This is a genomic window from Nocardia citri (assembly GCF_054065835.1).
Window position 1 is genome coordinate 1 of sequence record NZ_JBSUQM010000020.1, and the last position, 11,385, is coordinate 11,385.

An 11,385-nucleotide genomic window follows, 5' to 3' on the forward strand; every position below is an offset into this window, starting at 1 on the left:
AAACTTGACCCAAGATTATCTCGGGGGCTTGTTGAGGCAACTTTCCTAGCCTAGCCAACCTACCGCGCAGAGTCAAGTCTGCTCGTTCGATCCGGCAATGCTGATCGCCAGGCGCTCCTCGTCCTACCTCGTTTCCCAGGCCGCTAAGCTCCGGGTCGGTGTCCGTGTCGCTCTGACTTGGATAAAGTTACGCGGCGGAGAACGCCGAGTCAAATCCGCACTACACGCATGTCATTTCGCAGGTCAGAGGCCATTCGACACCCCAAAAACAGGCTCGGGCCACCTAAATGTGACCCGAGCCACGTGATCTTTATGCGCCCGCCCGCAGTACGCCCGCGAAGTTGCGCTTACCGCGGCGCAGCACCAACCATCGACCGTGCAGGTAGTCGGCATCGGCAGGCGTCCATTCCAGATCCGAGATCCGCTCGTTGTTCACCGACGCTCCGCCTTCGTTCACCGCGCGGCGTGCGGCGCCGCGGCTCTCCGACAGTCCGGAGGCGACCAGCAGATCGACGATCGTGCTCGGCTCCCCGGCACCGACCTCGGCGACCGCGCCTTCGACCGCGGCTTCGCGCAACGCCGCCGCCAGCGTCGGCTCATCGAGTTCGCGCAGATCCGCGCGTCCGAACAAGGCCTGACTCGCCAACTGCACGGCCCGGGTATTCGCCTCACCGTGCACCAGATTCGTCATTTCCTCGGCCAGCCTGCGCTGGGCTTCCCGTGCGTGCGGGCGTTCAGTGGTGGCCGACTCCAGCTCGGCCAACTCTTCGCGGGACAGGAAGGTGAACCAGCGCAGGTATCGCACGACATCGGCGTCGGCGGTATTCACGAAGTACTGGTACCAGGCGTACGGGCTGGTCATCTCCGGATCGAGCCACAGGCTGCCGCCGCCGGTCGACTTACCGAACTTCTTGCCGTCGGCCGAAGTCACGAGCGGCACGGTCAACGCGTGCACCGCCGCACCATCGACGCGCCGGTTCAGCTCGACACCCGCAATGATGTTGCCCCACTGATCCGAACCGCCCACCTGCAGTGTGCAGCCGTAGTTGCGGCGCAGTTGCAGGTAGTCGTTGGCCTGCAACAGCATGTAGCTGAACTCGGTGTAGGAGATGCCCTCACCGTCCAGGCGCCGCTTGATGGTGTCGCGGGCCAGCATGACGTTGACCGAGAAGTGCTTGCCGATATCGCGCAGGAAGTCGACGGTCGACAGCTGGCCGGTCCAGTCCATGTTGTTGGCGATGATCGCGCCGGTGGGTGAGCCGTCGAGGTCGACGAAACGCTCGAGCTGCGAGCGGATCCGGACCGCCCATTCGGCGACGGTGTCGGTCGAATTCATGGTGCGCTCGCCCACCTCGCGCGGGTCGCCGATGAGTCCGGTGGCTCCGCCGGCCAGCACGATCGGACGATGACCCGCGCGCTGGAACCGCTTCAGCGCCAGCAGCGGGACCAGATGTCCGGCGTGCAGGCTGGCCGCGGTGGGATCGAAGCCAGCATAGAGGGTCAGCGGCGCGGCGGCTGTCGCCGCGCGCAGGGCGTCCAGGTCGGTGGACTGCGCGATCAGTCCGCGCCAGGTCAGTTCGTCGATGATGTCGCCGCTCACGCCTGCGCCTCGCTGGCACTCGGCTCCAGCGTGCGCGATACACCCCGGCACATGGTTCGCTCACTTCGTTCGCTCACGCTGTCCCATCTTTCCGCACCGGTCCCCGCGACCGGCATGCCCCTCGGTGTCGCCGTGCGCCGCCACGCAGGGCGAACCATTTTCGGTAAACGCGACAACGATCGGCAGACCGCAGTCTGCCGATCGTCTGCGTTATTCAGATGTTCAGCGGGCCAGTGGCGCCCGCATCGCGACGATGCTGTCGCGACGCTGCCAGGCGATCCAGACGAAAGCCGCGGCGAGCACCAGCGGGAAGGGCGCCAACGCGGGCGCGCCGAGCAGGAAGACCTGGGTCAGGGCGGCGCAGACCGTGGTGATGGCCAGGCCGACGGCCGCGGGGCCGGTCAGGCGCGGCACCAGCAGGCCGATACCGCCGGCTAGTTCGACAACGCCGGTGAAGTAGCGGAACCATTGGCCCCAACCGATCGTGTCGAAAGATTCGACCGCAGCATGCGCACCGAGCAGTTTCGGGGCGGCGGAGGCCATGATGAAGAACAGCGCGAGCAGGATCTGCACGGTCCAGAGCCCGATGTTCGTCTTCTTGCCGGGACGGTGGGCGACGGTGGTGACGATCGGGGCGGCGGCGGTGGCGGTCATCTGTCTTTCCTTCGGTCGGTCGCGCCGGGAGGAGCGCGTTCAACAGAGAGGACGGACCCCGCCGCAAAAACTCATCGCTGGTCCCGAAAATCCTTGTGACCTCGAGCTATACCGCCTCGATCGGGGCGCGTGGGCTGCGCCGGTAGATCGAGACGGCTGGCGATGCCAGCCAGAATCGCCACGGCACGTCCGCCGCATTGCTGACCCCGACGCGCGGGCCACTGGAAATCTCGGCGGCATCGATCGCACCGTTGAGCTGCAACCGGATCGGCGAGGCCGGATCGAACAGCGGAGTTCCGTAGTCGCTCAGCGTGATTCCGAGTGCGCTACCGAGATTCCCAGGGCCCCTTGCCAAACCGGCATCGGTGCGGGCCGCGGGCCGCCGCTGTCTGACCGTCTCCAATCCGGCAATCACCTCGCCCGATCGGATGAGTACCGCACTCGCCGTGCCGTCCGGGCCGCTGGTCACGTTCACGCACATATGCATGCCGTAGCTGAGATAGACGTACAGTACTCCGGCCGGTCCGAACATCACCGCATTGCGCTTGGTCCGCCCGCGTCCGGAATGCGAAGCCGGATCCGGCCACGGTCCGGCCGGATCGCCGCCGTACGCCTCGACCTCGACGATTCGCACGCCGACCGGTCCGGACCACAGCGTCGAGCCGAGCAATCGGCGAGCCGCGGCGGGCGGTTCGACCGCGAGTTCCTCATTACGCACGACTCACCATTGTTCCCGAAAGTCAGACGTAGCGACTGTGCTGGCCCGAGCGCATCGCGACGAGATCATCGATGATCACCGCGGCGTAGCCGACCGCGACCAGCACCGCGAGTTGCGCCCAGGCGATACACGCGATACCGCTGCCAGCTGCTCTGGCATGAGGACCAGGACATGATGGGCCGGTTTCTCGTCATCGAGCCCGGTCGGTCGACGGGAACTCCGGCACATCACCACCGACGGGTCTTGCTCAGAAGGCTGGAGCGCGCTAAATTCAACACACAGTGAATTCAACACTCGATGAATTGAGGCGTCCCATGACGGACCTGCACTCATCCCATGCCGTCGAGGTTCGCAACCTCACCGTGCGCCGCGGCGGCCGCGAAGTCCTGCACAACATCTCGCTGACTATTCCGCGCGGGTCCATCACCGGACTGCTCGGACCATCGGGATGTGGCAAGACCACGCTCATGCGCAGCATTGTCGGCACCCAGATCGTGGCGTCCGGCGAGATCTCCGCGCTCGGATTGCCCGCGGGCTCGGCCGAATTGCGGCATCGAATCGGCTATGTAACCCAGGCGCCGAGCATCTACCGCGATATCAGCGTGCGCGAGAACGTCGCCTACTACGCCGCGCTCTACGGCCGTGATCGCGGCGATATCGACGAGGCAATCGCCGCGGTCGGCCTGTTGGATCACGCTCGTCAGCGCGGCGATGAACTCTCCGGCGGCCAGGAGACCCGCGCATCGCTGGCGTGCGCCTTGGTCGCACAACCGGAGGTGCTGATCCTGGACGAGCCGACGGTCGGCCTGGATCCGGTACTGCGGGTCGACCTGTGGAAGCAATTCAACGAGTTGGCCGCGAACGGAACGACACTGCTGGTCTCCAGCCATGTGATGGACGAGGCCGAGCACTGCGACAAACTGCTGCTGCTGCGCGAGGGCGATCTGCTCGCCCAGCTCAGCCCGGACGAACTGCGCACCGAGACCGGTGAACAGAACCTCGAACAAGCCTTCCTCACGCTGATCACGATGGGACGTGCGGCATGACTACCACCCTTGTACCCCGCCACCAGACCCCGACGCTGCGTCCCTACGCCGCGACGACCGGACGCATCCTGCGTCAGCTGCGCAACGACCACCGCACGGTCGCAATGATTCTCGTGGTTCCCGCGATCCTGATGGCGCTGCTCTACTTCATCTACAAGGACACCCCGCCCAACCCGTTCAACCCGGTACCGATCTTCGATCGCGTCGGCATCAGCATGCTCGGCATCCTGCCGTTCATCGTGATGTTCCTGATCACCGCGATCGCGATGCAGCGCGAACGCACCTCGGGCACCTTGGAGCGGCTACTGACCACGCCGCTGTCGAAGCTCGACCTGCTCGCCGGATACGGCACCGCTTTCTCGGTGGCCGCAGCAGCGCAGGCGGCGGTGGCCTGTGTGGTCTCCTTCGGTCTACTCGGCCTGAATTCGGCGGGCAGTCCGGTCTGGGTGGTGGTGATCGCCATGGTCGATGCGATCTGCGGCGTCGCACTCGGCCTGTTGGCAAGTGCCTTCGCACGCACTGAATTCCAGGCCGTGCAGTTCATGCCGGTGGTGGTCGCACCGCAGATCTTCCTGTGCGGCTTACTTGTTCCGCGCGGACAGTTGCCGGGCTGGTTGGAGGCGATCAGCAATGTGCTGCCGCTGAGCTACGCGGTCGATGCGCTGCAACAGGTTTCGACGCATTCGGATGTCACCGGTGAAATGCTGCGTGATCTGGCGATCGTTGCCGGATTCGCGATCGTCGCCCTCTGCCTGGGCGCGGCAACACTACGACGGCGGACCGCGTGACGGCTCAGGACCCGATCGCGCAGAGCCCGACGACCAATGGCGACCGGGGCACCCGCTCCGGTCGCCGGCCGGGTCGATCCGGCACCCGCGAGGACATCCTCACGGCGGCCCGCGCCCGCTTCGCCGAAATCGGATTCGACAAGACCTCGATTCGCGCGGTCGCCGCCGACGCCGGGGTCGATCCCGCGCTGGTCCACCACTATTTCGGGACCAAACAGCAGCTGTTCGCCGCGGTGGTGGAGTTACCGGTAGACCCAGAGGCCATGCTGCGTCGAATCGACGCCGCACCGCTGGATCGACTCGGCGAAACCATCCTCGGTTCGGCGCTCGCGGTATGGGACTCCCCCGCGGGTCCCGGGGTCGTCGCCATGGTGCGCAGCATAATCGCGGGCGGCGACACCGCGCTGGCCAGGACGTTCGTCCTGGAGATCATCCTGGAGCGGGTACGGATGCGGATCGCGAAGCCCGAAGACGACGGCCGCGCCCGGGTCGCCTTGACGGGTACCCAGATGATCGGTGTGCTGGTCGCGCGCAAGATATTGGAGATCGAGCCGCTGGCCTCGATGCCGATTCCCGAACTCGTCGCGGCCGTCGCCCCCACCCTCCAGCGCTATCTCACCGGTGAAATCGACACTCCCGCATCGTAATTCGCGATGGCGCACGCCGTGGTGCGCCGCCGAGCGGATGGCTGCTCAGGCGTCGGCGCGCTGACTGGTGAACGCGGCGTGCTCGGCGTCGGTGACGTCGCGGGCCTCGTCGATCAGCAGTACAGGAATGCCGTTCTCGATCGGATAGGCGCGGCGCAGGCGCGGGTTGTAGAGCGCGGTCGCGCCCTTGTCGTCGCGGACCAACAGCAGCGGACCCTTGTCCTGCGGGCAAGCGAGCAGGCTCAACAGGGTGGCGTCCAAGGCGGTTTCCTCCGGCATGGTCGATAACTTACCCGGCGCCTAGAACCGTTGCGCACCCGAACCGGCCGTGGGTTCGCGCCGGAACGAGATATAGCGATGGCCGAAGTAGCTGGCGACCGCGACCAATCCCATCACCACGACCGCCGAGGGTTTGCTCGGCAGCTGCAGCACCGACACAGCCAGCGATAGCAGTGCCGTATTCATCAGCAGCCCACCGGAATTCACCCCGACGAACCGGATGAAATCGCGCACGAGGTGCCCGCGCACCCGGAATACCAATGTCCGGTGCAAGACGAAGGCGATCACGATGCTGATGGCGTAAGCCAGCACCACCGCGACCGCGGGCGGCACGCTCGCGCCGAGGATCGCCAACCACATGACGGTCAGGCCCATGCCCAGTGCGGTATTAACGGCGCCGACCGCGGCGAATGCCAGCTCCTGGCGCTGGACGATGCGCAGCAGCGGCCCCGGGTTCTCGGACCCGCCGGGCGGCGCGGCAGTCACCGGATCGCCGGGCACGGCATCGATCGGACCATCGGCGCGCGGCGCGACCGGCTCCGTGGCCGCCGGATCTTCCGCATTCACCGAATTCGCCGCACCTGTGGTCACCGGATCGCGTCTGCCAGATCGGGTGCGGCTGTCGCCGGTTCCTGCGTCACCGTATCCGCGGTCCCGACCTCGGTGGGTTCGTCCTCGCGTCGCCGACCGCGCAGGTACAGCCACTGCAGCACACCCACCCCGGCCAGCCCGAGTACTGCGGCCGCACCGCCGATCTTCCAGCCCGGCGGACGCCAGCTCAATATCAGGTCCGCGTTCTTCGTCCCCGCCGGAATATCCACGGTCACAAAGAGTTTCGCGACCACCCTGATCGGAATGTCCTTGCCGTTCAAGGTCACCCGATAGCCGGGCCAGCCCAGTCGCGCGAAGACGATCTGGCCGCCGTTCTCGGAATTCACCCGCACCCGGCTGGTCATATCCGATTCCGAAACCGACGTGGCGGTCACGCCGTTGGTATCGGCGACTCGGCCGTTCTGGGTGGATAGCAGCCCGCTCTCGCGCTCGAGCACCGAAATGTAGCGTTCGTGGCCGGGGTAGTCGACCCACTTCCACCCGGGCGGCGCGGGTTGATTGCGCGCGTCCGGATACAGGGCGCGCTGCAGAACCACCCGGTCGACCTTCATCAAATCGACAATGGTCCGGCCGGTCGTCGGTTCGGCCGCGAACGCACGGCGATAGGCATCCGGGCATACGCTGGTATCCCACCGCATGCAGAGCATGTCGCCGAACCAGTAGTGCCCGTTCGGGGTGTAGCCGCTGACGTAGGTTCGCTCGAGATCCTTGGCGTAGTTGCCGAAAACGAGTGATCCGTACGCGCCCCGCAGCGTGCGCTCGTTGGGCTGGATCAATCCGCGATCGGCGAGTTGCAGCGTGGTGCCGGCGAATTCGGGGAACGCGGCCTTCATCTCGGCCCGTTTTTCCGGCAGATTCCAGCTCATCGGCGTCGGCTGCACCATATTCACCTGCAGGAAGGCGATCGGAAAGACCGCGACAATGGCCAGCGCGCAGGCCATGGCCGTCCCCCGGCTGCGCCCCAACCACACCACTGCGGCACCGAGCGCCGCCACAGCGGCCGCCGAGACCAGATGCCAGCCGATGCGGTGCGGATCCGCCGAGAAGGTCCGCGCGAGCAGCAGGCCGATCAGCAATGCGCCGGCGATACCGCGCCGCCGCCAGTCCGCGAAAGTGGCATAGCGCCCGAGCAGCACACACACCAGTACCAACAGGCCGAGCGCCACCATCGGCAGCACCCGGGCGGGCCAGCGCAGCGGACCGATGGTGCCGGGACCAGCGGTCCACATCAACGCCATGATCGCGAAGAGCGCGGGCGCGACCAGCTCACGCACGCCATCGCGTGCCTTGCGCCAATCGATGAAGGCCAGTGCGGGAATCAGGAACCAGGCGATGTAGACCACCGGCAGCGGCTGGATATAGCCCCACCAGGAACTGAAGGCGGGCATCGCCGTCGGCAGGCTGGCATTGAGCGATTCCGACCACGGCACGGTCAGGAACTGGTCGTTATTGATCTGGGAGGTGCCGCGCCAGGTCACCTTCGCCGAGAGCATGCTCGGCAGGTAGGTGGCCATTCCGGCCAAGGCCGCGAACCCGGCCACGGTCAGCAACCGGACCGCGGGCTGCCACTTCTTCTGATAGACGAGTTCACCGATGACGACTGCGCCGATCATCAGCCCGGCTTCGACCGCTGGAAAGATGTACTGCACCGAAATCGCCAAGTACAGATAGATAAACGTCGGAATCGGACCGCTGCGACCGCGCGCGTACCGTACACCGCTGGCCCAGGCGTGCACCATCCACGCGGTGCCGCTGAATGCGGTGAACCAACTGGCCTCGTCGAAGAACAGCAGCCATCCGGTGAACGGAATCGAGACGCCCGCGACCGCGGCCCAGGCCGGTTTCGCGCCGTACACCACGCAGATGCGGTACACGCCGAGGCCAAGGATGATCGCGAAGATCAGCTTGACCACGGTGGCGTAGAGCGCGATGTTGTCGACCGAAGGCGCGATCAGATCGATCAGCAGCTGCGGCGGGTTGAGCAGACCCGCCTCTTCGATCGTGTAATTGCCCGCCATCCAATGCTCGGGGACCAGCGCGGGGATGCGTCCGTCGCGCAACTGCCGCCCGAGCATCACCCATAGCGGGGCGTACTGGGATTCCGTGTCGTCGGTGTAGAAATGCCGGACGTTGGCCAGCAGTACCGCAACATATCCCGCGATCACTCCGAGCGCGGTAATGATGCCCCATTTGTACACGTCCCGCGGGGCAGGGACGCTACTTTCCACCACGAGTTCCAGACCCTACAGGGCAATGCCGTTCGGCTCGCATCGCCCGTTGGGTGTCAGACCCCAATCTTGCGCCCGGCGACGTGATCAACGGGGTCACCGGCAGGTGCCGGACACCGTGTTAGAGTTCACGACGGCTCGGGCTCAGCCACCAGCGACGAGTACCGGCACGCACCGTCATCGAAAGTCGATCTCGCCAATGCCGATTCCCAACGCACGTACGTCCCGGCCGGTTCCGGGGACATCGAACGAACGGCCGTACGCCCGGTCCCAGCGCGACCGACGGCACTCGGTTTCCGTCGTCGTGCCCGTCTATCGGGGCGAGGACACCATCGCCGCACTCGTCGCCGAACTCGACAAATTCGCCGAGTCGACCACGACCCCCGGCGGCATCTCCTTCGTCGTCGACGAGATCATCCTGGTCCACGACAATGGCCCGGACCGCTCCGACGTGGTGATGCGACACCTCGAGGATGCCTACCACCAGGTCAGGGCGGTGTGGTTGAGTCGGAACTTCGGCCAGGACGCCGCGACCATCGCCGGGATGGCGGCCGCGCGCGGTGAATGGATCGTCACGATGGACGAGGACGGTCAGCACGACCCCGCCTTCATCGCGGCCTTCCTGGACGCGGCGCTGGCCGAGCGCGCCGATCTGGTCTACTCCAAACCGACCAATACCCGCCCGCACGGGTTCCTGCGCAATCTCACCTCCCGCGGCGCGAAGATCGTGCTGGCCACCGTCTTCGCCTTCCCGGATTCCACGCGATTCGAGAGCTTCCGGCTGATCCGCGGCGATATCGGCCGTCAGCTCGCCGAGGTCGCGGCCAATGGCGCCTACCTCGATGTGGCGCTGACCTGGGTGGTCGGCAATGCGATCTCGGTGCCGGTGGTGCTGCGCGCCGAGGGCCGCGAGGAGTCCGGCTACAACTACCGGCGGCTGTTCTCACTGTTCTGGAAGATGGTGCTGTGCAGCGGAACCCGCGGCCTGCGGCTGGTGAGTCTGCTCGGCGGCACGCTGGCACTCGTCGGCGGGATCATGGCCGCGGTGATCATCTTCGAGAAGCTGGTCGGCGATAACCACGATCCCGAGGGCTGGACCTCGATGATCGTCGTGATGCTGCTGTGCTCGGGGGCGATTCTGTTCTCGCTGGGGCTGATCGCCGAGTATCTCGGTGTGGCACTGCACATTCTGGTCGGCAAGCCGCTGTATCTGACCGTAGACTCCCCCACTCCGCGCCCGGCTACCATCGAGGCGCCGGACACGACCCGACGAGTCGACACCGCGGTACCGGCAGCCGCGGGTGGGAAGGGCAATGGGGAGTGAACACCGAGCGCATCATTTTCAGCAGGCCGTTTCGCGCGAGTCGCGAGCTGGCGAACCTCGAAACCGTCCTGGGGTCCGACCACAGTCACGGCGACGGCGCGTTCACCGCCTCCGCGACGGCCAAGCTGAAGGACATCACCGGCGCCCCGCAGGCCCTGCTGACCACCTCGTGTACACACGCCCTGGAACTGTCCGCGCTACTGCTCGAACTCGGCCCCGACGACGAAGTGATCGTGCCGAGCTTCGCGTTCACCTCGGCGGCCACCTCGATGGCGCTGCGCGGTGCGACGTGCGTCTTCGTCGATATCGATGAGATGAGCGGCAATATCGACCCGGATTCGGTCGCCGCGGCGATCACCGACCGCACCAAGGCGGTCGTCGTTATGCACTACGGCGGTGTCGCGGCGGATATGGACCGGCTGCTCGCGCTCACCGAACAGCACGGCATCGCGCTCATCGAAGATAATGCGCACGGTCTGGGCGGCACGTGGCGCGGCCGCAAACTCGGCACCATCGGCACCCTCGGTACGCAGAGCTTCCACGACACCAAGAATGTGCACTGCGGCGAGGGCGGCGCACTGCTGCTCTCCGACGAAATCCTGATGGGTCGCGCGGAGATCATTCGGGAGAAGGGCACCAACCGGGCCCGGTTCCTGCGCGGGCAGGTCGACAAGTACTCCTGGCAGGACATCGGCTCCAGCTACCTGCCCAGTGAACTGAACGCGGCGGTACTCGACGCGCAACTCGACGAATTCGATGCGATCCAGCAACAGCGCTTGCGGGTGTGGAACACCTACGCCGCGCAGCTGCCGGACTGGGCCGAGCGCACCGGCGCGCGCCTGATGACGGTGCCCGAGGATCGGGAGCACACCGCGCATATGTTCTTCATCCAGCTGCCGACCGAGGAGAGCCGGGACGGGCTGATCCGACATCTCGCGCAGCAGAACATCGTCGCGCCGTTCCATTACATCCCACTGGATTCCAGCCCGGCCGGGTTGAAGTACGGGCGCACACCGGTGCCGTGCACGCGCAGCGCGCGCTTCTCCGCGACGATTCTGCGGCTGCCGCTGTGGCCGATGCTCACCGAGGCACACCTCGAGCGCGTGGTCGAGGCCGTTACGGCCTATCGCTGCTGACCCGGCTGGCGGGCGGCTTCCTCGCGGATCTCGCGGAGTCGGGTCGCCGCATCCTTCGTCGGGCGGGTCGGGAGCGCGGGCGGTGTGCTGGTTGGCAGCTGTGGGGCCTGGGCTTTGGTCTCGGTCGCTTGGCCGCGACTACCGATATAGAGCCGGTACACGCCGTAGCCGGCCAACAGCAGGATGGCCAGTGGCACCAGGGACAGCACCAGGCTCTTCACGAGCCCGATCACCATCAGCGCGCCCAGCACCGCCAATATGCCGACGCCCAGTTTGACCTTCCACGACATCTCGAAACCTCCGTTGTCGCCGCGGACCTGGCATCAACGCTACCCCGTTGTTCCGGCCGATAC

Annotated in this window: 12 protein-coding genes; 5 read left to right on the forward strand and 7 right to left on the reverse strand. The window is 66.1% G+C overall.

Annotation, left to right across the window (positions count from 1 at the left end; genetic code table 11):
* Positions 1 to 310 precede the first annotated feature (310 nt).
* The 3 genes from tyrS to ACW2Q0_RS23110 form a co-directional block, all read right to left on the reverse strand.
* The gene (gene tyrS, locus ACW2Q0_RS23100) at positions 311 to 1,600 is read right to left on the reverse strand and encodes a tyrosine--tRNA ligase (RefSeq protein ID WP_457192981.1); all 1,290 of its coding nucleotides are present in this window, start codon (positions 1,598 to 1,600) and stop codon (positions 311 to 313) included.
* Between the two features lie 222 nt (positions 1,601 to 1,822).
* On the reverse strand, positions 1,823 to 2,254 hold the full coding sequence (locus ACW2Q0_RS23105; protein WP_457192982.1) for a DoxX family protein: 432 nt from the start codon (positions 2,252 to 2,254) through the stop codon (positions 1,823 to 1,825).
* A 106-nt stretch (positions 2,255 to 2,360) separates the two neighbouring features.
* Positions 2,361 to 2,972 (reverse strand): DNA-3-methyladenine glycosylase, encoded by a 612-nt coding sequence (locus tag ACW2Q0_RS23110; RefSeq protein WP_457192983.1) that lies wholly within the window; start codon positions 2,970 to 2,972, stop codon positions 2,361 to 2,363.
* Positions 2,973 to 3,286: 314 nt separating this feature from the next.
* Here ACW2Q0_RS23110 and ACW2Q0_RS23115 point away from each other — a divergent pair, with 314 nt between their 5' ends.
* Genes ACW2Q0_RS23115 through ACW2Q0_RS23125 form a run of 3 tightly spaced genes read left to right on the forward strand, consistent with a single transcriptional unit; the run spans position 3,287 to position 5,453 of the window.
* A complete protein-coding gene (locus ACW2Q0_RS23115; RefSeq protein WP_457192984.1) occupies positions 3,287 to 4,018 on the forward strand; it encodes an ABC transporter ATP-binding protein in 732 nt (243 codons plus the stop codon).
* Positions 4,015 to 4,806: an ABC transporter permease gene (locus ACW2Q0_RS23120; RefSeq protein WP_457192985.1), complete on the forward strand. Its 792-nt coding sequence runs from the start codon at positions 4,015 to 4,017 to the stop codon at positions 4,804 to 4,806. The genes ACW2Q0_RS23115 and ACW2Q0_RS23120 overlap by 4 nt, the downstream gene beginning before the upstream one ends.
* On the forward strand, positions 4,803 to 5,453 hold the full coding sequence (locus tag ACW2Q0_RS23125; protein WP_457192986.1) for a TetR/AcrR family transcriptional regulator: 651 nt from the start codon (positions 4,803 to 4,805) through the stop codon (positions 5,451 to 5,453). The genes ACW2Q0_RS23120 and ACW2Q0_RS23125 overlap by 4 nt, the downstream gene beginning before the upstream one ends.
* A 45-nt stretch (positions 5,454 to 5,498) precedes the next feature.
* Here ACW2Q0_RS23125 and ACW2Q0_RS23130 read toward each other — a convergent pair whose 3' ends face one another.
* Genes ACW2Q0_RS23130 through ACW2Q0_RS23140 form a run of 3 tightly spaced genes read right to left on the reverse strand, consistent with a single transcriptional unit; the run spans position 5,499 to position 8,575 of the window.
* Positions 5,499 to 5,732 carry a Trm112 family protein gene (locus tag ACW2Q0_RS23130; RefSeq protein ID WP_457192987.1) on the reverse strand — a complete coding sequence of 78 codons (234 nt, stop codon included), beginning with the start codon at positions 5,730 to 5,732 and terminating at the stop codon, positions 5,499 to 5,501.
* Between the two features lie 21 nt (positions 5,733 to 5,753).
* Positions 5,754 to 6,323, reverse strand: a complete 570-nt coding sequence (locus ACW2Q0_RS23135; RefSeq protein ID WP_457192988.1) for a GtrA family protein — start codon at positions 6,321 to 6,323, stop codon at positions 5,754 to 5,756.
* Positions 6,320 to 8,575, reverse strand: a complete 2,256-nt coding sequence (locus tag ACW2Q0_RS23140; RefSeq protein ID WP_457192989.1) for a hypothetical protein — start codon at positions 8,573 to 8,575, stop codon at positions 6,320 to 6,322. Before ACW2Q0_RS23140 ends, ACW2Q0_RS23135 begins: the two co-directional genes overlap by 4 nt.
* A 196-nt stretch (positions 8,576 to 8,771) precedes the next feature.
* On the opposite strand from ACW2Q0_RS23140, the gene ACW2Q0_RS23145 reads away from it, so the two are divergent.
* Positions 8,772 to 9,896 carry a glycosyltransferase gene (locus ACW2Q0_RS23145; RefSeq protein WP_457192990.1) on the forward strand — a complete coding sequence of 375 codons (1,125 nt, stop codon included), beginning with the start codon at positions 8,772 to 8,774 and terminating at the stop codon, positions 9,894 to 9,896.
* A complete protein-coding gene (rffA, locus tag ACW2Q0_RS23150; protein ID WP_457192991.1) occupies positions 9,893 to 11,032 on the forward strand; it encodes a dTDP-4-amino-4,6-dideoxygalactose transaminase in 1,140 nt (379 codons plus the stop codon). Before ACW2Q0_RS23145 ends, rffA begins: the two co-directional genes overlap by 4 nt.
* Here the strand turns inward: rffA and ACW2Q0_RS23155 are convergent.
* Complete coding sequence (locus ACW2Q0_RS23155) at positions 11,020 to 11,322, reverse strand: hypothetical protein (protein ID WP_457192992.1); 303 nt, start codon at positions 11,320 to 11,322, stop codon at positions 11,020 to 11,022. The two genes, rffA and ACW2Q0_RS23155, sit on opposite strands and share 13 nt — an antisense overlap.
* Positions 11,323 to 11,385 lie beyond the last annotated feature (63 nt).